Annotated in this window: 19 protein-coding genes; 11 read left to right on the top strand and 8 right to left on the bottom strand. The window is 71.0% G+C overall.

Annotated features, from left to right (window positions below; all coding sequences use genetic code 11):
* Position 1: 1 nt before the first annotated feature.
* Positions 2 to 3,253: an alpha-L-fucosidase gene (locus tag SACCYDRAFT_RS25440; RefSeq protein ID WP_005456346.1), complete on the bottom strand. Its 3,252-nt coding sequence runs from the start codon at positions 3,251 to 3,253 to the stop codon at positions 2 to 4.
* Between the two features lie 389 nt (positions 3,254 to 3,642).
* Between SACCYDRAFT_RS25440 and SACCYDRAFT_RS11555 the strand changes: the two genes are divergently transcribed.
* The 4 genes from SACCYDRAFT_RS11555 (at position 3,643) to SACCYDRAFT_RS11570 (ending at position 8,487) form a co-directional block, all read left to right on the top strand.
* Positions 3,643 to 5,214 carry an alkaline phosphatase D family protein gene (locus tag SACCYDRAFT_RS11555; RefSeq protein ID WP_005456347.1) on the top strand — a complete coding sequence of 524 codons (1,572 nt, stop codon included), beginning with the start codon at positions 3,643 to 3,645 and terminating at the stop codon, positions 5,212 to 5,214.
* Positions 5,211 to 6,527 (top strand): alkaline phosphatase family protein, encoded by a 1,317-nt coding sequence (locus SACCYDRAFT_RS11560; protein ID WP_005456348.1) that lies wholly within the window; start codon positions 5,211 to 5,213, stop codon positions 6,525 to 6,527. Before SACCYDRAFT_RS11555 ends, SACCYDRAFT_RS11560 begins: the two co-directional genes overlap by 4 nt.
* A 14-nt stretch (positions 6,528 to 6,541) precedes the next feature.
* Positions 6,542 to 7,381: a helix-turn-helix domain-containing GNAT family N-acetyltransferase gene (locus SACCYDRAFT_RS11565; protein WP_005456349.1), complete on the top strand. Its 840-nt coding sequence runs from the start codon at positions 6,542 to 6,544 to the stop codon at positions 7,379 to 7,381.
* Between the two features lie 368 nt (positions 7,382 to 7,749).
* Positions 7,750 to 8,487, top strand: a complete 738-nt coding sequence (locus SACCYDRAFT_RS11570) for a class I SAM-dependent methyltransferase (RefSeq protein ID WP_005456350.1) — start codon at positions 7,750 to 7,752, stop codon at positions 8,485 to 8,487.
* A gap of 260 nt (positions 8,488 to 8,747) precedes the next feature.
* Here SACCYDRAFT_RS11570 and SACCYDRAFT_RS11575 read toward each other — a convergent pair whose 3' ends face one another.
* Positions 8,748 to 9,302 (bottom strand): NADPH-dependent FMN reductase, encoded by a 555-nt coding sequence (locus tag SACCYDRAFT_RS11575; RefSeq protein WP_005456351.1) that lies wholly within the window; start codon positions 9,300 to 9,302, stop codon positions 8,748 to 8,750.
* 148 nt (positions 9,303 to 9,450) lie between these two features.
* On the opposite strand from SACCYDRAFT_RS11575, the gene SACCYDRAFT_RS11580 reads away from it, so the two are divergent.
* Positions 9,451 to 10,092: a TetR/AcrR family transcriptional regulator gene (locus tag SACCYDRAFT_RS11580; protein ID WP_005456352.1), complete on the top strand. Its 642-nt coding sequence runs from the start codon at positions 9,451 to 9,453 to the stop codon at positions 10,090 to 10,092.
* A gap of 153 nt (positions 10,093 to 10,245) precedes the next feature.
* On the opposite strand, the gene SACCYDRAFT_RS27185 is transcribed toward SACCYDRAFT_RS11580, so the two are convergent.
* The 6 genes from SACCYDRAFT_RS27185 to SACCYDRAFT_RS11600 form a co-directional block, all read right to left on the bottom strand.
* Positions 10,246 to 11,850, bottom strand: coding sequence for a beta-N-acetylglucosaminidase domain-containing protein (locus SACCYDRAFT_RS27185; protein ID WP_269744656.1), 1,605 nt, complete (start codon positions 11,848 to 11,850; stop codon positions 10,246 to 10,248).
* A complete protein-coding gene (locus SACCYDRAFT_RS27190) occupies positions 11,774 to 12,667 on the bottom strand; it encodes a beta-N-acetylglucosaminidase domain-containing protein (protein WP_269744652.1) in 894 nt (297 codons plus the stop codon). Before SACCYDRAFT_RS27190 ends, SACCYDRAFT_RS27185 begins: the two co-directional genes overlap by 77 nt.
* Positions 12,668 to 12,754: 87 nt before the next feature.
* On the bottom strand, positions 12,755 to 13,243 hold the full coding sequence (gene rraA / locus SACCYDRAFT_RS11590) for a ribonuclease E activity regulator RraA (protein WP_005456354.1): 489 nt from the start codon (positions 13,241 to 13,243) through the stop codon (positions 12,755 to 12,757).
* A gap of 160 nt (positions 13,244 to 13,403) precedes the next feature.
* Positions 13,404 to 13,529, bottom strand: a complete 126-nt coding sequence (locus SACCYDRAFT_RS27195; protein ID WP_269744653.1) for a hypothetical protein — start codon at positions 13,527 to 13,529, stop codon at positions 13,404 to 13,406.
* A gap of 103 nt (positions 13,530 to 13,632) precedes the next feature.
* A complete protein-coding gene (locus tag SACCYDRAFT_RS11595) occupies positions 13,633 to 14,100 on the bottom strand; it encodes a DIP1984 family protein (RefSeq protein WP_005456355.1) in 468 nt (155 codons plus the stop codon).
* Between the two features lie 95 nt (positions 14,101 to 14,195).
* Complete coding sequence (locus SACCYDRAFT_RS11600; RefSeq protein ID WP_005456356.1) at positions 14,196 to 15,431, bottom strand: PP2C family protein-serine/threonine phosphatase; 1,236 nt, start codon at positions 15,429 to 15,431, stop codon at positions 14,196 to 14,198.
* Positions 15,432 to 15,610: 179 nt separating this feature from the next.
* Here SACCYDRAFT_RS11600 and SACCYDRAFT_RS11605 point away from each other — a divergent pair, with 179 nt between their 5' ends.
* From SACCYDRAFT_RS11605 to SACCYDRAFT_RS11630, 6 genes are all read left to right on the top strand, one after another.
* Entirely contained in the window at positions 15,611 to 16,510 is a 900-nt protein-coding gene (locus SACCYDRAFT_RS11605) for a DMT family transporter (RefSeq protein WP_005456357.1), read from the top strand.
* Entirely contained in the window at positions 16,473 to 17,648 is a 1,176-nt protein-coding gene (locus tag SACCYDRAFT_RS11610; RefSeq protein ID WP_005456359.1) for a glycosyltransferase, read from the top strand. Before SACCYDRAFT_RS11605 ends, SACCYDRAFT_RS11610 begins: the two co-directional genes overlap by 38 nt.
* 135 nt (positions 17,649 to 17,783) lie before the next feature.
* Positions 17,784 to 19,019: a glycine cleavage T C-terminal barrel domain-containing protein gene (locus tag SACCYDRAFT_RS11615; protein ID WP_005456361.1), complete on the top strand. Its 1,236-nt coding sequence runs from the start codon at positions 17,784 to 17,786 to the stop codon at positions 19,017 to 19,019.
* 21 nt (positions 19,020 to 19,040) lie between these two features.
* Entirely contained in the window at positions 19,041 to 19,907 is an 867-nt protein-coding gene (locus SACCYDRAFT_RS11620) for a methylenetetrahydrofolate reductase (protein ID WP_005456362.1), read from the top strand.
* Positions 19,908 to 19,920: 13 nt separating this feature from the next.
* Positions 19,921 to 21,612 carry a formate--tetrahydrofolate ligase gene (locus SACCYDRAFT_RS11625; protein ID WP_005456363.1) on the top strand — a complete coding sequence of 564 codons (1,692 nt, stop codon included), beginning with the start codon at positions 19,921 to 19,923 and terminating at the stop codon, positions 21,610 to 21,612.
* Positions 21,613 to 21,683: 71 nt separating this feature from the next.
* Positions 21,684 to 24,218: a GcvT family protein gene (locus SACCYDRAFT_RS11630; protein ID WP_005456364.1), complete on the top strand. Its 2,535-nt coding sequence runs from the start codon at positions 21,684 to 21,686 to the stop codon at positions 24,216 to 24,218.
* Positions 24,219 to 24,292 lie beyond the last annotated feature (74 nt).

A 24,292-nucleotide genomic window follows, 5' to 3' on the forward strand; every position in this document is an offset into this window, starting at 1 on the left:
CTCAGCGACCGGAGACCGGTACGTGCGCCGAGGCGTTCAACACTGGGTCGATGACCCAGCCGCGCTCCCGCAGCTCCGGTAGCACCGTGGCACTGCCGGGCAGTGCGGGCGGCGCGCCCCTGCCGTACACCCCGAGCCTCGCGGGACGCTCGTCGGTGCCGTAGCCCCACAGCTCCAGCGGGCCCTGGCAGGCGCTGCCGCGCTTGAGCAACACCGTGGAGCCTGCGGGCGGGTTCAGCTCCCGAAGCTGTCCGAGGCTGTTCAGCGGGGCCTTCGCCGTACCGGGCCCGGCGCGCTCGGCACCGCAGTCGACGTGGTACGTACTCGGCGGCGGAACCGGCTCCGTGGTCGAGGCGTACGCCGACACGGTGGCCAGGTGCACGGGACCGCGTGCCGACGTGACACGCACGCGCAACGCCTCGGTCGTCACCGGTTCCGGCAGAGCGAGGACACGTTTGTAGCCGACGGTTCCGGTGGTGGCGACCTGCCGCCAGGACCCGTCACCGGCCCGCACGTCGACGGCGACTTCGCGGACCTGCTGGCCGCCGTCGGCGATGTCCTCCCCGAACGAGAGCCGGTCCACGGTGGTGGGCCCGTCGAACACCACCTCGACCGGGGTGCCCGCGTCGACGACGTGCGAGGTCCTGCCGTCGCCGTCGGTGACCTCGGGGGCCGGGGCGCCCTGCACACGGACGTCCGCGCCGAGCGCGAGGTCCGCCGGCATGTCCTGCCGGAGCCGGGCGTTCCACTCCGCCAGCCGGGTGACGTCCGCCGCGGGCAGCCGGCCCGAGCGGTCCGGCGGGATGTTCAGCAGCAGCACCGAGTTGCGCCCCACGGAGCTGTAGTAGATGTCGCGGAGGTGCTCGACCGACTTCGGCTGCTGGTCGTCGTGGTGGAACCAGCCGGGCCGGATGGAGACGTCCACCTCGGCGGGCCACCACACCAGTTCGCTCGCGCCCTCCTCACCGGCGGCCACGAGTGCCCGGTCGGTGCCGATCTCCGGTGCCTGCCCGGACGGGACGACGTACTGGTTGCCCTTCTCCGTGGTGCCGACGGCTACCGTGCTCCACTCGTTCTCGCGGGCGAGCCCGTTCTCGTTGCCGACCCAGCGCACGTCCGGCCCGGTGACGGCGATGGTCGCCTCCGGCGCCAGTTTCCGGATGAGGTCGTAGTAGGCGGCGAAGTCGTACTTCTCCCGGTCGGCGCCCGGGATGCCGCCGTCGGCGCCGTCGAACCACACCTCGTCGACGGGACCGTACTCGGTGAGCACCTCGTAGAGCTGGTTCAGGAAGTAGCCGCCGTAGTCGGTGGCGTCATAGGTGAAGGTGGGCAGGTCCTCGCCCGCCCGGTCGTCGCCCGGCACGAGCGTCGGGATCGTGCGTGGCGTCTTGGCCGAGCCGTTGGCGAACACGCCCTTGTGGTACTGGTTCCAGTCGGACGGGGAGAGGTAGACGCCGACCTTGAGCCCGTACCGGTGCGCCGAGTCCACGAACTCGCGGAGTACGTCACCCCCGCCGTCACGCCACGAGCTCGCCGCGACGTCGTGGTCCGTGTAACGCGACGGGTAGAGCACGAACCCGTCGTGGTGCTTGACGGTGAGGATCGCGTACCGGAAGCCGTTGTCCGCCAGTACGCGTGCCCACTGGTCGGTGTCCAGCTCGGCGGGCTGGAACAGCTCGGCATCCTCGTCGCCGTGCCCCCACTCGTTGCCGGTGAAGGTGTTCATTCCGAAGTGCAGGAACGCGGTGCGCTCGGCCTCCTGCCAGCTCACCTGCCGCTCGGTGGGGCGCAGTGACGACGCCTTCGACAGCAGCGAGGGCGCGCACTCGCCACTGGTGATCGCGACGCGGTCGGCCTCCTCCAGCGGGGGAGTCGTGCAGGGCAGTCGCCCGAGCCGAGCTTCACCGGTGTCACCGCCGCTGGTCACGGCCGTGCCGTAGACGGTGCCGCGGCCGCCCGCGCCGATGGTGAGATCGCCCCGGGACGCCGTGACCCCGCTGACGGTCATCACCTCGCCGAGGGGGTCGCCGCCTTCGTGCAGGCTGACGGTGCCGTCACCGTTGTCGTCGATGTCGCTGTGCAACACCAGGTGGTGGTACGGCACGCCGTCACGGGTGTCGGGCTCGCCGAGCTCGTACGTGGCGTTGTGGGCGCCGGCGACCAGGCGCACGGTCCGCTCGCCCGTGGCCTCGACGCGGACCGCGCCCCCGAGGTCGGCGACCGTCGACTCCGAGGCGAGCAGGTCGGGGCCGGTGACGACCTCCGTCAGCAGGGAGCGCGACAGCGGCTTCTCACCGAGCGGGGCGAGGGACCAGCGCACGGCGGAGTCCTCGCCGTCGAGCACCGCGGAGCCGGGTGAGGTCACCTGCCCACCGGTGACGGTGAGGGAGCCCTCGACGACCTCGCCGAGGCCGGCCCGGTAGGTCGTGCCGTCGAGCCCTCCGGAGAACGCCGTGCGAAGCATGGTGCGCGTCTCGCCCGGCACCTTCTGGTAGGCGAACATGTCCGGATCGAACGGGCCGGTCACGGTGGCGAACCGGGTCTTGCCGACGCTGCCCGCGAACCCGCGGCCGAGTGCGGCGGGATGCACGTCGTTGCCGATCCCGACGAGCTCGGACCGTCCGCCCGCGAGTGCGGCTCTGCCCCCGTCCGGTGCGACGGTCGGCAGTGGGGCGCCGTCGAGGTAGGCGAGCATCCGCGCCCCGTCGCCCTCGGGGAGGTAGGCGACCGACAGGACGTGCTGTTCACCGGGTGAGGGTGGCTCCGTGGTTCGGACGCGGCTCACCCACCGGCCGTCCACGAAGGTGTCGTAGCCGTAGCGCAGGGCACCGTCCTGGTACCGCACGCTCAGGTTGCCGCCCACGGCGAGGACGGTCGCGAGTGGAGCCTGAGTGTCGTCGGGCGTGAACACGATCTCGGCGACGAAACCCTCGTCGATCGTGGTGTCGCCGAGGGACAGCTCGGCCGGTTCGAACCCGGCGCCGTCGCGGCCGCCGCCGAGCGACAGGCCCCGGCCGGGTTCGAGTGTCTCCGAACCCGAGCGTCTGGTGAGGCTGCCGCCCATCGTCTCACCAGTGGCGGCGGTGTAGGAGTTACCGGAGGAGAACGAGCCGCTGTAGGCGACGTCGAGGTGGGTCCCGGGCTCGGCCGCGCCTGCCGGGGGAACGGTGACGGTGAGCAGGGAGAGGGCCGCGGCCAGGGCCACCGTGGCCCGTGTGCGGCGTCTGTGACGAGTCCCTGGTGAGAGTGGCATGAGCCCTCCTGGCAGCGGGATACATCCGATCCGTTGGGCTACTACACCATGGTCATGAGGGGTTGTCTAGACCTATTCTCCACTGTTTCGGCCTGTCGGAGCTGTTGACTGGTCGGCAATGAGGTCAATACATCCGATGTATCGATGAGGTTCGCTCGCCAGTGGTACGGCTTCTCGGTCTCCTCCGCCCGTCGTCGGTCGGGGAGGCGGGACGCTGCTCCGGACAGTTGAAATCTCGTTGAACGGTTACCTGTCAGTAGTGACAGGCTGTCGCGGATACGGCAGAGTGCGTCGCCGTGAGCGCACTCCCGCCCCGTGACAGCCGTTCCTCCCCGCCGCCCCGGGCTCCGCTGCCCCGACGCACCGTGCTGCGAGCCTCAGGCGCACTCGTGGCTGCGGGCGTCGGAGTGGCCGCCGCACCGGCGGCGCTGGCCGATGCCACTCCGTTCGCCCACGGCGTGGCATCGGGCGACCCACTGCCCGACGGCGTGCTGCTGTGGACCCGCGTGACCCCGACACCGCAGGCGCGGCCCGGTACGGGCGTCGGGCCCGACGTGGCCGTTCGGTGGGAGGTCTCCCTCGACGAGACGTTCACCGCCGTGGTCGCCGAGGGCGCCGCCCACACGGGGGCCCCTCGTGACCACACCGTGAAGGTCGACGTCACGGGTCTGGAACCGGCGACGTGGTACTGGTACCGCTTCCGGTACGGCGCGAGCGCCTCGCCCGTGGGCCGCACCCGTACCGCGCCCGCCATCGGTGCCGTCGTCGATCGGCTCCGCTTCGGCGTCGTGTCGTGCTCCAACTGGCAGGCCGGGCACTTCGCGGCCTACCGTCACCTCGCCGAACGCGACGACCTCGACCTCGTCGTCCACCTCGGCGACTACCTCTACGAGTACGGGGTGCCCTCCGACGGCAGTGCCGTCCGCCCGCACGACCCCGCCGTCGAGATGACGACGCTGGCGCACTACCGGCGCAGGCACGCCCAGTACAAGACCGACCCGTACCTGGCCGCCCTGCACGCGCGCGTGCCGTTCGTGGCGACCTGGGACGACCACGAGTCCGCCAACGACGCCTGGTCCGGCGGTGCGGAGAACCACACCGAGCCCGACGAGGGGACGTGGGAGCAGCGGCGCGCGGCCTCGCAGCAGGCGTACGCCGAGTGGATGCCCGTGCGGTACGAACCGGGCGGCCACCTCTATCGCAGGCTCACCTTCGGCAACCTCGCGGAACTGTCCATGCTGGACCTCCGTACCTACCGCAGCGAACAGGTGTCCCACCCGTTCGACCGCGGCATCCACGACCCCGAACGCACCATCGCCGGTGAGACACAGCTTCGGTGGCTCACCGACGGACTCGTCACCGCCACCGCGCAGTGGAAGCTCGTCGGCAACTCCGTCATGATCTCGCCGGTGCGGTTCCCCTCGACACTGTCCACCCGCGAGTTCCACGCCCTCGCCGAACTTCTCGGTCCCATCGAGGGTGTGCCGTACAACGTGGACCAGTGGGACGGATACACCTCAGACCGCGCGACGGTGTTCCGGGCACTGCGCGACCACGGTGTGCGCGACACGGTGTTCCTCACCGGGGACATCCACTCGGGCTGGGCGTGTGAGCTGCCCGCCGACCCGCTGACGTATCCGCTGAACCGCAACTCGGTGGGCACGGAACTGGTCTGCACCTCCGTCACGAGTGACAACCTCGACGACCTCCTCGGCGTGCCACCGAGAACGGCGTCGCTGGCCGTGGAATCGGCCATCCGGCTCGCCAACCCCCACGTCAGGTACCTGGACTTCGACTCGCACGGCTACTCGGTGCTGGAGGTGTCCCCGAGTGCCGTCCAGATGGACTGGTACACGCTGCACGACCGCACCGACCCGGCCAGCGAGGCCCGGCACTCCGTGTCCTACCGCGTGGCCGCAGGAACCCAGCGCGTGACCCGTACCCGGGAGGCCCTTCGATGAGCGACACCACCGGCGTGACCCGCCGTCACTTCCTGCGGGTGGCGACCGGCACCTCGGCCGCGGTGGTGCTGTCGAGCGCGGCAGCTCTGCCGGCTTTGGGAGCCGAGCGCGCCCCGCGTCCCCGCGTGTACGTGCTGGTGGTCGACGGGTTGAGGCCCGACGAGATCACCCCCGCGACCACACCGACCCTGTACCGGTTGCGGGAGGGGGGCACGGCGTTCCCCGTGGCCCGGTCGCTGCCGGTGATGGAGACGCTGCCCAACCACGTCATGATGATCACGGGGATGCGACCCGACCGCACCGGTGTCCCGGCCAACTCGATCCACGACCCGGAACTCGGCGAGGTGCGCACCCTCGACCGTGCCGACGACCTGCGGGCCCCGACAGTGCTGGAGCGCCTGGCCGAACACGGGCTCACCACGGCCAGCGTGCTGAGCAAGGAGTACCTGTACGGCATCGTGGGGGAGCGGGCGACGGTGCGCTGGGAGCCGTTCCCCGTCATCCCGATCAGCGACCACGCACCCGACCTGGCGACCCTCACCGCGCTCACGGCCACGGTGGCGGAGACCGACCCGGATTTCGCCTTCGTCAACCTCGGTGACGTGGACCGCGTGGGACACGTCGACCTCACCGGGACCACGCTGCGTGCCGCCCGCACGGCCGCGCTGATGTCCACCGACAACCTCGTGGAGGGTTTCACGGCGTTCCTGCGACGTACCGGCCGCTGGGAGTCCAGCGTGCTCGTCGTCCTCGCCGACCACTCGATGGACTGGTCGATGCCGCACCGGGTGGTGTCGTTGAGCCCCGGCATGGAGGACGACCCGATGCTGGCGGGTCGCGTGGCGATCGCCCAGAACGGCGGGGCGAACCTGCTGACGTTCACCGGACCGGACGCGGAACGCGCCGACGCGGTGACGCGGATGCGGCGCGTGGCGCAGGGCACCGACGGCGTGTTGTCGGTGCACACGCCCGAGGAGTTGCGGCTCGGCCCGCGCGCGGGCGACCTCGTGGTCTACTGCCGGGCGGGGTGGCGGTTCACCGACCCGGACCTGTGGTCGAACCCGATCCCGGGCAACCACGGGCATCCGGCCACCGAGCCGATCCCGTTCTTCGTCACGGGCGGGCATCCGGCCGTACGGGCAGGCCACGTGTCCTCGGTGGCGGCGACCACGGCCGACGTCGCCCCCACCGTCGGTGCCCTGTTCGGCCTGTCCGAGCCGGACGGCGGCTACGACGGCACCGCCCGCCTGGAAGCGTTCACGGCTCTCCCCGCGCGGGTGGGAGCGAACCGTCCCACCGTGTCCACGGTCTGAGCGTGGAGACGTCCATGCCGATCGCCGTGCGCCGAGCCCAGCTCCTCTCCACCGACCAGGCCACCACCTACGCCGACTGGTTCACCGGTCTGGGCGCACCGGTGCAGGTGCGGCTCCTGCACGCCGTGGCCACCAGCCCGCACGGCCTCACCGTGGGAGCGCTCACCGAGATCCTGGGAACCAGCCGGTCCACCACTTCGCGCCACGTCCGTAAGCTCGCAGACCTCGGCCTCGTTCGTATCGGCAAGCGCGGCACCACCAGCGTCGTCACCGTCGACGAAGCCTGCTGCTCGAGACTGCCGCACGCCGCCGACGCCGTCCTGGGTCTGCTCGGATCCCAGTCTCCCCGCTCCGGCAACCCGCCCCCTGACATCACCGTCCGCGCACTGCGGCCCGAGGACTGGACGGCCGTCCGGCGCATCTACCGCGAGGGCATCGCCACCGGCCTCGCCACCTTCGAGACCAGCGTGCCGAGTCGCGCGACCCTCGACGCGACCTGGCTTCCCGACCAACGCTGGGTCGCCGAGATCGACGGCACCGTCGTCGGCTGGACCGCCGCCAGCCCCGCTTCGCCCCGGGACTGTTACTCCGGCGCCGCCGAAACCTCCGTCTACGTCGACGAGGCCCATCGTGGCCGCGGCGTCGGTAAAGCACTGCTGCACAAACAGGTCACCGCCGCCGACGCCGCCGGCCTGTGGACACTGCAGAGCTCCGTCTTCACCGACAACCGCGCCAGCATCGCGCTGCACCACGCGGCCGGCTACCGCACCGTCGGCATCCGCGAACGCATCGGCCGGCTCGGTGGCGCCTGGCATGACACCGTCCTCCTCGAACGCCGATCACGCGTCCACTAGAACGGACGTCGGCGGCGAACGGACGGGAAAGGTCTCGACCCCTATATCACCCACCCCGCAGGACTGCTCCAGTGTGATGGCGATGCTCCCCGGTCGGTTGGCACTCCGTCATCGACCGAGCAGATCCTCTGTGGGCGTGAGTAGGGCCGAATGCAGCGGCTCCGTCCTCGTGGCAGGAGCACGGCCGAAACGGCGCTTTCGTCGTGTATGAACCTGGAGGCGCGGGTCGGCCCTGCCAGGGGCGCGGTCGCTGCACGGGCGGGCGGATGTTGTCCGCGACCGAGGAGAGCGGGTTTTCGCACCGGTTCGCGGGCCGATCGGGCGCATAACCGGGACGCGGACAGGCCGGGCATGCCAGGCTGGCCCACATGTCTTCCGTCCCCGAAGGTTCGGCCGGGCCCGCCGACGGGCCCCTGGCCAACGACTACGACACCTTCGCCGAGGCGTACACGGTGGAGAACGAGGACAGCCTCATCAACGCCTACTACGCGCGACCCGCGATCATGGACCTGGCCGGGGAGGTGGCCGGTCGGCGGATTCTCGACGTCGGCTGCGGTTCCGGTCCCCTGTTCGCCGCGCTGCGTGAGCGGGGCGCCATCGTGGCCGGCTTCGACTCCAGCGCGAAGATGGTGGAGTTGGCCCGGCGAAGGCTCGGTGCCGACGCGGACCTGCGGGTCGCCGATCTGGGCAGGCCGCTGCCGTTTCCCGGCGGCGCGTTCGACGACGTCGTCGCGTCCCTGGTGCTGCACTACCTGCGGGACTGGACCGCACCGCTGGCCGAGTTGCGGCGTGTGCTGCGACCCGGCGGCCGACTGATCGCCTCCGTCAACCACCCCTTCGTCTTCAAGCTGGTCCATCCCGACGCCGACTACTTCGCGACCTGCCAGTGGTCCGAGGAGTACACCTTCAACGGCCAGAACGCCGTGCTCACCTACTGGCACCGGCCGCTGCACGCGATGACCGACGCCTTCAGCGCCGCCGGGTTCCGCACCGCCGTCGTCAGCGAACCACTCCCAGCGCCGGGCGCCCACGAGCGGTTTCCCGACGAACTCGCGGCCAAGCCGGCCTTCCTGTGCTTCCTGTTCTTCGTCCTGGAGGCCGTCTGACTGCTGCGCGAAGCCTCCTGAGGCGACTGCGGTAGGACCAGGAGTTTGTTCGGGCTCCCGCTCACCTGGCCTCAGTGTGTGAATTTGAGCAGCTCCGCGGAGCAGGATCAAGACATTCGGGCCGGTCCGGGCGGCACTCGCAAGCCGTCCACCGGGGACGGCAGGTCCTCAGCGCACGGCCAGAGAGGGGTTTTCAGACCCTGCCTCCGCACGCGCGTCCGCGGTCCGTGTACGGGAGTGCGGACACGCGTGCGAGCGGGTCAGGCTGCCGCGACGTCGGCGGTGAGCCTGCCGAGCACCTTGTGCAGGCTCTCGATCACCTCGGTGTCGTTCTCGGGGTGTGTCTCGGCGAAGCGGTTCAGCGAACCGGGGATGGCGAGGGGCTCCTCGTCGACGACCTTGGCTCCCGCGATGCCCAAGGCCTTGCGGATCTCCTCCTGCGCCCACACGCCGCCGTACTGCCCGAGTGCGGTGCCGACCACGGCGGTCGGCTTGCCCTGGAGAGCGCCCGCGCCGTACGGGCGGGAGAGCCAGTCGATCGCGTTCTTCAACACGGCGGGCATCGTGCCGTTGTACTCGGGCGAGAACAGCAGTACCGCGTCGACACCGGAGACGGCGGTACGCAACCGGTTCGCGGGCTCGGGCGCGCCTGACTCGGTGTCGAGGTCCTCGTTGTAGAACGGCACCTCGGCGAGCGCGTCGTAGATCTCGACGGACACACCGTCGGGCGCGTGCCTGACCGCTGCTTCGGCCAACTGCCGGTTGTGTGAGCCCGCCCGGAGGCTGCCGACGAGCGCGAGAACGCGGATGGACATCGAAACTCCTGCCTGCTGGAAACGCTGGGGACGTGGCGGCGGCCCTGCGTCGTCACCGCCGTCATAAAAACGGACCGTAGTCCGTTTCGGGTTTAACACCGATCGTCGACAGTGGTCAACAGGACGTGGCCCGGGTTACGCTGCGGGCGTGTCCCGACCGTCCCCGTCGCCGAACGCCGCGCCCGAGCGTGCCCCGGACGTCCTGCCACTCGTGCCGATCCACGACCACGGACGGCAGCGCGCCGACGCCGTCCGTAACCGGGCCCGGGTCCTCGACGCCGCCATGCGCGTCGCCGCGCGCCACGGTGCGGGCAACCTCACGATGGACGCCGTCGCGGCGGAGGCGTCGGTCGGCAAGGGCACGGTGTTCCGCCACTTCGGCGACCGCACCGGCCTGCTGACCGCGTTACTCGACCGGGCCGAACGCGCGTTGCAGGAGGGTTTCCTGAGCGGTCCGCCTCCGCTGGGGCCGGGCGCCGAACCCCGCCTGCGGTTGACGGCGTTCGGCTCGGCGGTGTTGCGCCACGAGCAGGAGCACCTGGATCTCTACATCGCCGCGGTGACGGATCCCCACCGGCGGTTCACCGTCCCGGCCCACCACGTCCGACACACGCACGTGGCCATGCTCGTCCGGCAACTCGACCCGTGCGTCGACGCCGAGCTGTTGGCCCACACCCTGCTCGGTTTCCTCGACACCGCGTTGACGAACCACTTGCTCCGCCTGCGCGGGATGGACCTGCCCCGGTTGGAGGCCGGGTGGGCGGACCTCGTCACCCGGCTGTGTCCCTGACTGTCCCCGACTGTCCCTGGCTGTCCCTGACCACCGCCGTGTCCGCAGCTCCCGTACGCGTGTCCGCAGTTCCTGCACAGGTGTTCCCGCCGTGTGCTGCGAAGGCGTGTGCACAGACTGCGGACACGTGTGCACAGACTGCGGACACGGTGTTCAGGTCACGTCTCGGGCGAGTACGCGGACCTCGGCGAGGTTGAGTTCGCGCGGTTCGGGCGAGGACAGCCAGATGCGCACGTAGCGGCCCGTGGCGGGGAACTCGACGGTCGTCGGCCTGCCCGCCTGCTCGGTCTCGTGGTGCGCGACCACGTTCTCGTCGCGCAGAGCCTCGTCGAGCGAGTCCGCGAACGGCCGGTCGGACACCAGAACGTGGTAGTCCCGTACCCGGTCGGCGCAGCAGTCGACCCGGTTGTAGATCTCGATCCGTTCCACCGCGACGGACCGGCCGAGGTCGACCTGCCACCACGGCTGCGCTTCCGAGCCCGACGTCGTGGAGAAGTTGTTCACGTCGCCGTCGACCGACTTCGCCGCCGCGTAGACGGGCGCCCAGTCGGAGATCTGCGTGGCGGCGCCGTCGCGCGCCACGTTGCGCAGCGGCGGCAGCCCGAGGTAGGCGTCGTGCTCGGCCTCCACCCGCTCCAGGAAGGCGTCGACGACGCCGTCACCGATCCGCACCGGTCCCTCGACGCGGTTCTCGCCCGGCACCGAGCGGATCGCGCCCGCGTCGTCGGCGAACGCGCGCATCCGCTGCCGGGCCTGCTCCGCCCCGGCGGCGTCGTCGTCGGCGACGGCCTCCAGCAGCCGGGCGGCTTCCCGCATCGCCCGCCCCCACAGTGCCGTGGCGTCGAGCCAGTTCGCCGCGTCGTCGAGGAACGCCTCGTCACGCACGGTGGCCCGGATCGTCGCCGGTGCCGTCGCCACGCCCTCGGCCAGCGCGCGCAGGTCGCGCAGCGCACCGGGGTCACCGTCGTCGTAGGCGGCCCAGAAGGTGTCGAGCTGCCGGCTCAGCCGCGGCGCCTGCCGCTGCCAGGGCTCGGAACCGAACGTCGGCGCGAGGTGGTTGAGGTCGGTGAACACCGACAGCGCCGCGACGCCCTGGGGGTCGTCGCCCGTCAGGTACGCGGCGGCCTGCCGCGCACTGCGGTCGCGGTCGTAGTCGTGGTCGTTCCAGGCGAAGTCGGCCACGGTGAACAACGCGATCTTGCTGGCGGCGGCCTGGTTCATCGGGTTGGAGACCACACCCGACAGTGCCCGCGACAGCCCGGGCTCCCGCTTGTCGTAGGGCGCGAGCAGCAGCCTTCCCGCGGACTGCCCGAAGTCGTTGACCGGGTAGTTGTCCCACAGGAACACGTTGCGGCCGAACAGCGCGGAGGCCTGCTCCGCCTGCCCGACGGCGATGCTCGCGGGCACGACGTCCGGCCCGGTCCACATGACGACCACCGCCGGATCCAGTTCCTCGCGCAGCACTCGCTTGTACTCGGTGTCGTTCAGGTCCCCGTACTCGGTGGGAACGGTCTGGAGCGGACGAACACCCTGGTGCCGTTCCACGAACCCGTCCTGCACGCCGTTCAACAGGTCCGCCTGCGCCGTCGCGGCCGCCGCCCGGCCCGGCTCGCCGTAGGTCTCGCGGTCGGCCTCGCAGTTCCACGTCGTGTAGTCGATGTCGTCGAGCGGGATCGAGAAGCTACGCACCCCGAGCCGGTACAGGGCTTCGAGCTTCGCCGTCAGTGCCGCGCGGTCCTGGTCGCTGGAGTAGCAGATGGACGTTCCGGGGGAGAGCGCGAACGTGAACCGTACGTGGTGGTCCCCCCGCCTGCCGCACCAGCTCCCCGAGTTCGGCGAGCTTGTCGGCGGGGTAGGGCTCGCGCCAGCGGTCGCGGTGGTACGGGTCGTCCTTCGGAGCGTAGACGTAGGTGTTGAACTTGACGTCGCCGTAGAACGCGAGCTGGTCGAGGCGCTCGGTGTGGGTCCACGGTGAGCCGTAGAAGCCCTCGATGGTGCCGCGCAGCGGCATGGCGGGAAAGTCGGAGACGCTCACGCCCGCCACACGCACGCCGCCGTCGTCGCTGGGCGCGAGCAGTTGCCGGAACGTCTGCACGGCGTAGTACTGCCCGGCGGGATCGACACCCCCGATCGCCACGGTGCCGAGCGCGTGCCCGGAGTCGTCGACGCGCAGCGCGTAGCCCTCCGCGGCCTCGGGCACCTCGGTGTCACCGAGCGCGGACGCCACGTCGGGGCGTTCCGCGGATCCCAGACGGATGGTCAGCGGGGCACGTCCGGGGCGGTCGGCGTCGCGCACCCGGACCCGGTCCACACCGCGGTCGTGCAACACGTCGCGGAGCAGTTCCAGTGCCGCGGCGTCGGTGTCGTCGTCCACGACGACGTCCACCCGCCCCGGAACGACCACGTCGTCGCCCGAGCGGACGAGGTGGTGGGGCGTGGGGGAGACCACTGGCGTCGCGCCTGACGGCGAAACCGCCGGCTCGTGGGCGGCCACCGGTGTGACGCCCGCAGCGCCCACAATGGTCACACTGGCCAAAGCCGACAGCGCGGCCAGCCGGGTACCGAAGCGTGCCATGCGACCACCTCGCCGTGATCTCCGATTGGTCCAGACGAATCTCGGGGATCATGGGGGGTGAAGTCAAGCCCGTCCCGGGGGTCGGCGTCAGTCGGTCGGCAGCAGCACGACCCCGTCGTCGTCGGCGTGGAGCACGTCACCGGGGGTGAACGTGACCCCGCCGAACCCCACGGGGACGTCGACCGCTCCGCGGCCCGCCTTCGAACTCTTACGCGGATTGGTGCCCAGTGCTTTGATCCCGATCGGCAGCCCGGCGAGAGTGGCACTGTCGCGCACGGCGCCGTTGATGACGAGGCCCGCCCAGCCGTTCTCGACCGCCGAGGCGGCGATGAGGTCCCCGGTGAGCGCGGTGTGCACGGAACCGCCGCCGTCCACCACCAGCACGCAGCCCTCGCCGGGCGTGCGCAGCAGCTCCCGCACCAGTCCGTTGTCCTCGTGGCACGAGACCGTGCGGACGCGCCCGCAGAAGGCACGGTGTCCGCCGAACTGCCGGAACTGGGTGTCGCACACCCGGAGCCGGTCTCCGTGCTCGTCGACGAGGTCGGCGGTGGGCAGTGGCGTGGTCGCGTCGGTCACCGGGAGCCTTTCGTCGTGCGGTCGCGAGTGCGCTCATCCTGCCCCAGCGGAAGCGGCGGGCACGAGTGGGACGGCCAGTGCACGTGACCAACATCTCGACGTGCCGGCACTTCACTCGTCGTCAGATGACGGTGAGTGATGGTGCGGGGTGGCCGCCAGGTCATGACGGCCACCCCGCGGCAGCTCGGTCCCCGTACCCGCCCTCGCCGTCCGGGACCAACACGATGGTGATGCGATGTGCGCGTTGCGCGGTCACCTGTGCGCGCTGCTGGGCCTGCGCTGTCATGGGAGAGTCGAACTCCCGCACCGCCCTCGGCGCACCAGGCAGCCGGAGGAACCGCCGGCCTCGGTGTCGTGTTCGCTTCCCGGACGACTACCTGCTGCCGGTCTCAGTCCGCCAACTCGGCCTCCCAGTTCACGCGCTGGACGGCGAGGTCGACCTCGCGGATCTCCCGGGCCACCCGGTCGGCCTGCTCGCGGAGTTCGCGTACGTCGAGCGCGGAGACGTAGGGCAGCTCCGAGCGGAGCTGGCGGCCGTAGCCCTGGCCGTCCTTGCCCGCCGCGGCGTCGGCGGCGGCGGTGAGCAGACCGTGCCGGATCCGCAGCACGTCCCGGCGCGCCAGGGCGTCGGTCACCGTGCCGGTGCCCAGCCGGGTGCTCGCGTTGGTGCGGTTGATGCGGCGGATCAGATCCTCCAGCTCCGCGCACGCCTCGACGGCTTCGGCCAGCAGGGCGGACGCGTCCTCGGTCGGAGGTTCACCCTCCTGATAGCGGGCGTTGTTCGCGATCCGGCGCTGGAGCTGCTGAACACGTCGTTGCGTGTCCGCGCGGGCGGCCAGGGCCTCGGCCAGCTTCATCGTCGTGCCCCCTTACGAATGTCCGACCGGGACACCCTGACACGGGAACGGGCTGCCGCGCACACGGTTTCTCCGAACTCGTCGTCAGCGCGTCCTCAGTGCAGGACGGGTGCCCGTTCCGCCGGGAGTAACCGCGGGTGGTTCGGGGTCGGCCATTCCACCAGGAGGAGTGTGGCGTCGTCGTGCAGCTGGCCCCTCTGGTGGTCGAGCACGGCGTGGGCGACCCTGCGCAGCGTCTCGGGGGCGGGGAAGCCCGCGGCGTTGTGGCGCTCGACGAGGTCGATCAGCCGTCGGAGTCCGAAGTGCTCACCGCGGTCGTTGCGGGCTTCGGTCACCCCGTCGGTGTACAGCAGCAGGCGATCCCCGGGCTCCAGCCGTTCGGTGGCCGGTGGCGGTGAGGGGTTGGCGGTGTCGAGGTGCTGGAGGCCGAGGGGCAGGCGCCGCCCGTGCGCGAGTTGCTTGGCCATCCGCCCGCTGCGCAGCAGCACGGGTGGTGGATGACCCGCGTTGAGGTAGGTCAACACTCCGGTCGTGAAGTCGAGCTCCATGAGCAGGGCCGTGGCGAACCGGCTGTGCGAGGTGTTCGCGCGCACGACGTGGTCGGCGCGGTCGGCGATCTCCGGCAGCTCACAGCCCCCGCGACGCGCATGGCGGGTCGCCGCCAACGCCGTCGAGCACACCAGTCCCGCCTGGAGGTCGTGACCCGTCGCGTCGAACACGGCCACGTAGCCGCGCTGCTCGCCCGAGTCGTAGTCGTAGCCGTCACCTCCGGCTTCGTCGTAGTACTCCACCACGGCGCTCACGGTCATGTTCGCGTTGGCGAGCGTCTGCGGCGGGAGGAGCTGCCACAGCAGTTCGGCCGACACCGACAGCGGCTTGGGCCTGCGGGTCCGGTGCAGCAGGTCGCTCTGTGAGAGTTTCGACATCACCGTCTGACCGAGCACGCCGGCCAGCGTCCAGCAGGATCCGCGCAGCTCGGGGTCGTCGGCGTCGGTGTCCTCCGGCAGCGCGAGGGACAGCATCCCGACCCGGTGGGCGCCGTCGAGTACCGGCACCCACAGCGTCGGGCGACCCGTCTGCCGGTCGCGTACGGCGTAGATCTCGACGAGCCGGAACGCGCGACCCGCGACGGTGGAGTCGATCGGAAGGGGGTCCCCACGGTGCGGGGGTAGGGGATGCAGGTGCCGCTGTGGCAGGTCCACGAGGTACAACCCGAGCTCGATGCCCAGCGATGCGGTGGCCTGGCCGGCGATCACCGCCAGGTCCTCGCCTCCCGTCAGGTGCGCACGGTCGATCACGTCGCTGATGACGGTGAACCATGTCCTGGGCACGTCTCCACGGTATGTGCTCCGGTCACGTCTCACCGGGTTCGCCGTTCCCCACCTCCCGCGCTCAGGTATATCCGGCGGCTGACCGGGGTATTCGGCCGCCCGTGGGAGGGGCTGCGACGTGACGCCGGACGCGCTCTCCCCGGCCGTGGTGCCCGTGTCGACCGGGAAGCAGGACTAGCGTGCTCATGGTCGCGGTGACCCTCGCGGTGGTCGGGGCGTTCCTCATCGCGGTCGGCTCCGCGCTGCAGGAACGGGTCGTGGTCGGCATGCGGTTCCTGGGCGGCCGGGGCGTTCGGTGGTTGCTGAGACTCGTGCGGCAACCCCGCTGGTTGCTCGGTGCCGCCTTCGCGGGAGCGGGTGTGGGCCTGCACGTGCTGGCGCTCAGCCACGGGCCCGTGAGTGTCGTCCAACCGGTCGGAACCAGCGGACTGCTGTTCGCGCTGATCGTCAAGGCGGTGCTGGACCACCGCAGGCTGCGCCCGTCCGAGGCGCTCGGCGGAGTGGCCATCGTGGCCGGGCTGGCCGGGTTGCTGTTCGCGCTGCCGCACGGCGGTAAGGACCCGAGCCTGCCGACGTCGATCGCGGTGTTGCTCGCCGCTGTCACGCTCGTTTCGGCGGGCGCGGCGGTGCTGGTCGCGTGGCTGGTGTACTCGGCCAGCGTGCGGGCCGGCACGCTGGCGTTCGCCGCGGGGATCACGTTCGGGGTCGGCTCGGCGCTGGTGAGCACGATCGGGCACCGGATGCTCACCGAGCCCGCCGCGATCTGGGACTGGCCCACCCTTCTGGTGGTCGTCCTGCTCTCGACCGGGGGACTCGCTCAGCAGCACGCGTACCGCATGCGGCGCTTCGCGCTCACATTCGCCATGCTGGAAATCGCGGACCCCGTCGCGGCCGCGACCGTCGGCGTGCTCGTGCTGGGTGAGCCCCTGCCCGGCACGGCGACGGCGGCGGCCTGGATGGGGCTGTCGGCCACCGTCATCGTGGTCGGCGTCGTCGTGCTCGCCCGCTCGTACCTCGTGAAAGCCACTGGACACACTGATCATGCGCGTGTTGATAGCGACCGACACCTACCCTCCTGACGTCAGCGGGAGCTCCTTCTTCGCGCATCGCCTCGCCACGGGGCTGGCCACGCGCGGGCACGACGTGCACGTGGTCTGTGCGTCCGAGACGGGGCCCCGCAAGACCGTGCGTGAGTCCGGTGTGTGCCTGCACCGGCTGCGCTCGGTACCGCTCGTCATCCACCCGAGCGTGCGGTTCGTGCCACCGCCCGGAGTCCCTGCGGTCCTGCGCAGACTCGTCGCGTCGGTGCGGCCGGACGTACTGCACACACAGGATCACTTCACCATCGGCCGTGCGGCCGTCCGCGCGGCCGCACGGCAGGACGTTCCCGTCGTGGCGACCAACCACTTCATGCCCGACAACCTGCTGCCCTACCTCCCGCGTCGCCTGCACCGGCCGGTGGCCGACGTGGCGTGGCGGGATTTCCGGCGCGTCTACGACCGCGCCGACCACGTCACCACGCCGACGAGGGCGGCGGCGAACCTGCTCGCCGCGAACGGTTTCGCGGGTTCCGTGGAACCCGTCTCGTGCGGTGTGGACACGGAGCGTTTCTCGCCGGACACGGCGCCGCCTCACGTCCACCGCCGAGCACTCGGGCTCCCCGACGTGCCCACGGTGGTCTACGTCGGCAGGCTCGACGCGGAGAAACGGCTCGACGAGCTGGTCCGCGCGTTGCCGAGGCTGTCGGTCGGTGACGCCCAGCTCGTGCTCGCGGGCACCGGCACGCGGCGCGCTGAACTCGAACTCCTCGCCGCGCGAGAGGGTGTCGAGCACCGCGTGCGGTTCCTCGGTTTCGTGCCCGACGAGCGGCTTCCGACGGTGTACCGGGCGGCGGACGTGTTCGCGATCCCGGGGGTGGCCGAGCTGCAGAGCATCGCGACGCTGGAAGCCATGGCCTGCGCGCTGCCGGTCGTCGCGGCCAACGCCGTCGCGCTACCGCACCTGGTGTCCCACGAGGACAACGGTTACCTCGTCGAGCCGGGGGACGTCGCCGGGCTGGCCGCCGCGCTCGACGCGATCCTCACCTCGGCCGACCTCCGGCGTCGTATGGGAGGGCTGAGCAGGACGATCGCCCTGACCCACGACGTGAACCGCACGCTGACGCGGTTCGAGGAGATCTACCACGCTGTCGCGAGCTCGCGATCGAATCAAGGTTGACGCTGCGGCGTGTCCTGGATCACACTGGAGTTGTGCATATCGAAACTCGATGCGCAATACGCAACAAGCGTACCCGCAGGGCTCACCTTGCGAGCGTGACCGAGATCGTCGACAGGGCGTGAATAGAGGTGCCCCATGGCCGAGGTCGTTCAGCCGTCCCTCACGCGGCAGTCCCCCGCCGTGTCGTCCGGAACCGGGGCCACCGTCGTACCGGAGCCGTCCATCCTGCTGTACCCACGACTGAGGAAGTCGCCCTACTTCTGGAAATCCCGTGCGCACGGGGCCGCGTGCTACAGCGTCTACAACCACACCTATCACCCACGGCACTACGGCGACCCCGTCGGGGAGTACTGGGCACTGCTGGAGGGCGTCACCCTGTGGGACGTCGGCGTCGAACGCCAACTGGAGATCACGGGCCCGGACGCGTTCGACTTCACCAACATGCTCGTACCCCGCGACCTCACGAAGTGTGACGTGGGGCAGTGCAAGTACGTGTTCGTCACCGCGCCCGACGGCGGCATCGTCAACGACCCCGTGCTGCTGAGGCTGGAGCCCGACCGCTTCTGGCTCTCACTGGCCGACAGTGACGTGGGGCTGTGGGCGATGGGACTCGCCCACGCGGGCGGCTGGGACGTGACGATCCGGGAGGCCGACGCCGCGCCGCTGCAGGTGCAGGGCCCCAAGGCGAAGGACGTGCTGAGCGACCTGTTCGGCGCGTCGATCCTGGACGTGCCGTACTACCGGCTGCGCGAGTACGACCTCGACGGCATGCGCGTCGTGGTCAGCCGCACCGGTTACTCCGGCGAGGTGGGCTACGAGATCTATCTTCTCGACGCCTCCCGCCACGCCGAGCGGCTGTGGGACCGCGTGTGGGAGGCGGGCAGGCCCTACGGGCTGCGGCCGATCGGCCCCTGCCACATCCGCCGCATCGAGGCGGGCATGCTGGCCTACGGCTGTGACATCACGCTCGACACCAACCCGCTCGAGGTGGGCTACGACTACCGCTGGATGGTCGACCTCGACCAGGAGGCCGACTTCGTCGGCAAGGAGGCGCTGCGCCGCGTGAGGGCGGAGGGCGTGCGCAGGCTCCTGGTGGGGCTGGAGATCGAGGGCACACCGCTGGGCAGCTACAACGACGGATCGATGGTCGAGCCGTTCGACGTGTTCGCGGGCGGAGCGCAGCCGGTGGGGGCGGTGACCAGCGCGTGTCACTCACCCCGGCTGGACGCCAACATCGGCCTGGCCATGGTGCCGGTGGAACTGAGCGGTGTGGGAACGCACGTCACCGTCGCGACCCCCACCGGCCGCCGGGAGGCGAGGGTGGTGGACAAGCCGTTCGTCGACCCCCGCAAGGAAACGCCGAAGCACTGAAAGCCGGGTGAGAGGTCGACGATGAGACGCCGCGACCACGCACGACGCCCCTTCGAGGTACCCGCTGCCCTCGCTCCCTGGCTGCCCGAGGCGCGGTTCGAGGTGCTGCCACTGCCTGGCGTGCTCGACCAGACGGCGCGGCTGGCCGAGGGCACGACGGTCACCGTCACCGCCTCGCCGTCGCGTGGCCTCGACGCGACGGTGGAGTTGTGCGAGAAGCTCGCCGCGCAGCGATTGCACGCGGTCGCCCACCTCGCCGCCCGGCAGCTCCACGACGCTGTCCACCTGCGCGACGTGCTCGACCGGCTCGCGGGTTCCGGTCTCGACGAGGTGTTCGTGATCGCCGGAGACGCGCGAACCCCGGTGGGCCCGTTCGGTGACGGCCTGTCACTGCTGCGGGCGATCGAGGAGTCGGGCCGCAGGCCGCGGCGCGTCGGCGTGCCGTGCTATCCCGAAGGGCACCCGACGATCCCGGAGGACGCCCTGTGGACCGCTCTCACGGCCAAGCAGTCCCACGCCGACTACGCGGTGAGCCAGCTGTGCTTCGACGCGACCGTCGTGTGCCGGTTCCTCCGTGCCGCACGTGAGCGAGGTGTGACGCTGCCGGTGCGGATCGGGCTGGCCGGTGTGGTGGACCCGGGAACCCTGCTGCGGATCGGCTCCCGGATCGGCGTCGGGGACTCCCTGTCGTTCTTGCGGAAGAACCGGTCGGTCCTCGCCGGACTCGCCCGGCCCAACCGCCACGACCCCGGCCGGTTCCTCACCGCGCTCGCCGGGGAGCTGGCCGGCGGTGACTGCGCGCCCGCCGGGCTGCACTTCTACACGTTCAACCGTGTCACCGCCACCGCCGAGTGGCTGGACGCGGTGCGTCCACCCCGCGCCGAGTGAGGAGCGAGCGGCTATGCCCACGAACCTGGAGATCTCCCGCAACACCGTCCGCAAACCGCTCGTCGACGTGGCGGCGGGCATGGGCATCGAGCCGCACCTCGTCGAGCCCTACGGGAACGCGGCCGCGAAGCTGTCGCTGGACACGGTGGCCGAACTGTCCGACCGGCCGAAGGCCCGGTACGTCGTCGTGTCGTCGCTGACGCCGACCCCTCTGGGCGAGGGAAAGACAACCACCACGGTCGGGCTCGGACAGGGCTTCGCCCATCTGGGCAAACGCGCCGTCATCGCCATCCGGCAGTCGTCGATGGGGCCGACGTTCGGCATCAAGGGTGGTGCGGCCGGTGGCGGCTACGCGCAGGTGGTCCCGATGGAGACCGTGAACCTGCACCTCACCGGCGACCTGCACGCGGTCACCAGCGCCCACAACCTGCTGGCGGCGATGCTCGACAACCACCTGCACAAGGGCAACGCGCTCGACATCGACCCGTACAGCATCACCTGGCGGCGGGTGCTCGACGTCAACGACCGGGACCTGCGCCAGATCGTCACCGGCCTCGGCGGCAGGCAGGACGGAATCCCGAGGCAGACCGGGTTCGACATCACCGCCGCGAGCGAGGTGATGGCGGTGCTGGCGTTGTGCTCGTCGCTTCCGGACCTGCGGCGCAGGCTCGGGCGGATCGTCGTCGGCTACGACCGGGCGGGTGCCCCGGTGACGGCGGAGCAGCTGCGGGCGGCGGGAGCGATGTGCGTGCAGTTGCGGGAAGCCGTCAAGCCCAACCTCATGCAGTCGGTCGAGCAGACCCCCGTGTTGATCCACTGTGGACCGTTCGGCAACATCGCGCACGGCAACTCGTCCGTGCTGGCGGATCTCATCGGTATCCGCTGCGGTGACTACCTCGTCACCGAGGCCGGTTTCGGGGCCGACATGGGGGCCGAACGGTTCTTCAACATCAAGTGCCGCGCGTCCGGTCTCGTTCCCGACGCCGCCGTCGTGGTGGTCACCGTCCGCGCGCTGAAAGCACACTCGGGCCGGTACCGCGTGGTGGCGGGCAAGCCCTTGCCCGAGGAGATGCTGCGGGAGAACCCCGACGACGTGTACGCGGGGGCGGCGAACCTGCGCAAGCAGCTCGCCAACATCCGCGCGCACGGGGTGACACCGGTGGTGGCGGTCAACGCCTTCGCGGACGACGCCGACAGTGAACACCAGGCGATCCTCGACATCGCGGACGAGGAGGGGGTTCGGGCGGCCGTCAGCACACACGTCGCGAAGGGCGGCAAGGGTGCGGCCGAACTGGCCGACGCGGTGGCCGCGGCCTGCGAGGAGGACGGTGGGTTCCGGTACCTGTATCCCGACGAGCTGCCGCTGGCGGACAAGATCGACGTGGTGGCGCGGCGCATGTACGGCGCCGACGGGATCGAACTCAGCCCCACCGCGCGAAGGCAGCTCGACACCTACACGCGGTGTGGTTTCGGCTCGCTGCCCGTGTGCATCGCCAAGACGCACCTGTCGCTGTCGGACGACCCGAGCCGCAAGGGCGCGCCCACGGGCTGGCGGCTTCCGGTGCGGGAGGTGCGGGCTTCCGTCGGGGCGGGGTTCGTCTACCCCGTCTGCGGGGAGATGCGCACGATGCCGGGCCTGTCGTCGCACCCGGCCGCGGAACGCATCGACATCGACGACGCCGGTCAGGTGGTGGGACTGGCGTGAGGGATGCCCGAGTGCGGGTGTCCCGCAGGAACACCGGGTGCGGGTGTCCCGCAGGAACACAGGAGGTGGCCATGAGTGAGCTTCCCGCCGAGGCCGACGTCGTCGTCATCGGAGCCGGGATCGTGGGCAACTCGGTGAGCTATCACCTCGCCGAGGCGGGCTGGCGGCGCATCGTCCTGCTCGACAAGGGACCGTTGCCGGACCCGGGCGGGTCCACGGGGCACGCGTCGAACTTCATCTTCCCCGTGGACCACTCGAAGGAGATCACCGCGCTCACGGTGGACTCGATGCGTCAGTACGAGAAGCTCGGCGTGCTCACCACGTGCGGTGGCTTGGAGCTCGCTCGCACTCCGGAACGGGTCGACGAGTTGCGGCGCCGGGTGGCGTCGGCTCGCGCGTACGGTGTGGCGGCGGAACTCGTCGACGCGGCGCGCGTGGGGGAGCTGGTGCCGTTCGTGGACACCGACCTCGTGCTCGCGGGTTTCTGGACTCCGTCGGTCGCGGTGGTGGACCCCGTCGAGGCCGGGGCGTCGCTGCGGGCGCAGGCGAGCGAGCTGGGAGCCCTCACCGTGGTGCCGAACACCGAGGTCACCGGCGTCCGGGTGGTGGACGGGCGGGTCCGTGGCGTCGAGACCGACGCCGGGGAGGTGGCCACCGACACGGTGGTGGTCGCGTGCGGCGTGTGGAGTCCGCACATCGCGGCGATGGCGGGAGCGCGCATCCCGCTGACTCCGGCCGTGCACCAGATGATCGACGTCGGACCGATCCCGGAGCTGGAGCGCACGCACACCGAGATCGCGTACCCGCTCGTGCGGGACATGGACGCGATGATGTACGAGCGGCAGAAGTGGGCGAACCTGGAGATCGGCTCCTACGCGCACCGGCCGATCCTGCACGATCCCGAGGAGATCCCCTCGATCGAGGCCGCGGCGCTGTCGCCGACGCAGCTGCCGTTCACTCAGGCCGACTTCGCCCCGCAGTTGGAGGACGCGCGCGCCCTGTTCGGGTCGATCCTCGACACCCCGCACGCCGAGGTCCGTCATGCCATCAACGGGTTGCTGTCGCTGACTCCGGACGGTGCGCCCGTACTGGGGGAGACCCCGGAGGTGCGGGGGCTGTGGTCGGCGGCCGCGGTGTGGATCAAGGAGGGCCCGGGCGTCGGGCGGATGCTCGCGCAGTGGATGACCCACGGCCGTACCGAGATCGACCTGCACGGCGCCGACATCGCCCGCTTCTACCCGCACCAGCGCACCAGGGCCGCCGTGCGCGCGCGAGCGGCGGAGGGGTTCAACAAGACCTACGGCATCGTGCACCCGAGGGAGCAGTGGGAGTCGGTCCGACCGCAGCGCGTCTCGCCGTTCCACGCGCGCGAGACCGACCTGGGCGCGGTGTTCTTCGAGGTCGGCGGGTGGGAGCGCCCGCAGTGGTACGACTCCAACGCGCCGCTGCTGGAGGAGTTCGGCGACCGGGTGCCGCGGCGCGAACACGAGTGGGACGCACGCTGGTGGTCGCCGACCGTCGAGGCCGAGCACCTGGCGATGCGCGAGCGTGGGGCGATGATCGACGTGTCGGCGTTCGCGCAGTTCGACGTCGCCGGGCCGGGGGCTCTCGACTACGTGCAACATCTCGTGGTCGCTCAGGTGGACCGGCCGGTCGGCTCGTTGGTCTACACACCAGTGCTGACGCCTGAGGGCGGGTTCCGCAGCGACCTGACGATCGTGCGGCTCGGGCAGCGACACTTCCGCGTCATCACCGGCGCGGCCGACGGCGCCCGGGACGCGTTCTGGTTCACCCGGCACCTGCCGGACGACGGTTCGGTGGTCCTCACCGACGTCACCTCGGCGGTGTGCACGCTGGGACTGTGGGGGCCGCGGGCCCAGGACGTCCTCACCGCCGCCACCGAGGACGACGTCTCGGACGCCGCGCTGCCGTTCGGACGGGCCAGACGGATCACCGTGGACACGGTGGACGTGCTGGCGCTGCGGGTGTCCTACGTGGGCGAGTTCGGGTGGGAGCTGCACGCGCCGTTCGAGTTCGGGCAGCGGCTGTGGGACGTCGTCGCGGAGGCGGGCGTGTCCGCCGGTGTCGTGCCCGCCGGCATCGGCGTGTACGGCACCACGGGCCGGCTGGAGAAGGGCTACCGCCTGATGGGTGCGGAGCTGGACGCCGAGCACGACCCCGTGGAGGCGGGGCTGGCGCTGCCGAAGGTGAAGTCCGCCGACTTCGTGGGCAAGGAGGCCTACCTGGCCGCGCGCGAGAGCGGACCCGCCGCCGTGCTCTGCACGCTCGGCATGGGCGCGCCGCACGAGCACGTGGACGCCGACGGCGTCGTGCGCTACCCCCAGGGTGGTGAGCCGGTCCTGACCACGGCAGGGGAGCGGATCGTCGATCGCCGCGGGCGGCCCTCGCAGGTGACGAGCGCCGGGCCGGCACCGTCGCTGGGCACGTACCTGCTGTTCGCCTACCTGCCGCGGGAACTCGCCGTCGAGGGCACGCGGCTGTCGGTCGAGTACCTCGGTGAGCGCTATCCGGCCACCGTGGCGCGCGTGGGCCGTAAGCCGCTGTTCGATCCCGACGACGCGCGGATGAAGGGTGGAGCGCGGTGAGCGATCAGGCCTGTGCGGAAGGGCTTACCGACTCGATGGTCGTTCGCTGCCGCGCGAGTCGTTCTGTATAACGA

The sequence above is a fragment of the Saccharomonospora cyanea NA-134 genome (assembly GCF_000244975.1).
Lineage (GTDB): Bacteria > Actinomycetota > Actinomycetes > Mycobacteriales > Pseudonocardiaceae > Saccharomonospora > Saccharomonospora cyanea.

Bases quoted from the DNA above. Each gene is read 5' to 3' on its own strand.
- SACCYDRAFT_RS11610 (WP_005456359.1), top strand. From the start codon at position 16,473: ATGCGCGTGTTGATAGCGACCGACACCTACCCTCCTGACGTCAGCGGG.
- SACCYDRAFT_RS11570 (WP_005456350.1), top strand. From the start codon at position 7,750: ATGTCTTCCGTCCCCGAAGGTTCGGCCGGGCCCGCCGACGGGCCCCTG.
- SACCYDRAFT_RS11625 (WP_005456363.1), top strand. From the start codon at position 19,921: ATGCCCACGAACCTGGAGATCTCCCGCAACACCGTCCGCAAACCGCTC.
- SACCYDRAFT_RS27195 (WP_269744653.1), bottom strand. From the start codon at position 13,529: ATGACAGCGCAGGCCCAGCAGCGCGCACAGGTGACCGCGCAACGCGCA.
- SACCYDRAFT_RS11620 (WP_005456362.1), top strand. From the start codon at position 19,041: ATGAGACGCCGCGACCACGCACGACGCCCCTTCGAGGTACCCGCTGCC.
- SACCYDRAFT_RS11565 (WP_005456349.1), top strand. From the start codon at position 6,542: ATGCCGATCGCCGTGCGCCGAGCCCAGCTCCTCTCCACCGACCAGGCC.
- SACCYDRAFT_RS11575 (WP_005456351.1), bottom strand. From the start codon at position 9,302: ATGTCCATCCGCGTTCTCGCGCTCGTCGGCAGCCTCCGGGCGGGCTCA.
- SACCYDRAFT_RS11595 (WP_005456355.1), bottom strand. From the start codon at position 14,100: ATGAAGCTGGCCGAGGCCCTGGCCGCCCGCGCGGACACGCAACGACGT.
- SACCYDRAFT_RS27190 (WP_269744652.1), bottom strand. From the start codon at position 12,667: ATGGCACGCTTCGGTACCCGGCTGGCCGCGCTGTCGGCTTTGGCCAGT.
- SACCYDRAFT_RS11630 (WP_005456364.1), top strand. From the start codon at position 21,684: ATGAGTGAGCTTCCCGCCGAGGCCGACGTCGTCGTCATCGGAGCCGGG.
- SACCYDRAFT_RS11615 (WP_005456361.1), top strand. From the start codon at position 17,784: ATGGCCGAGGTCGTTCAGCCGTCCCTCACGCGGCAGTCCCCCGCCGTG.
- SACCYDRAFT_RS25440 (WP_005456346.1), bottom strand. From the start codon at position 3,253: ATGCCACTCTCACCAGGGACTCGTCACAGACGCCGCACACGGGCCACG.
- SACCYDRAFT_RS11560 (WP_005456348.1), top strand. From the start codon at position 5,211: ATGAGCGACACCACCGGCGTGACCCGCCGTCACTTCCTGCGGGTGGCG.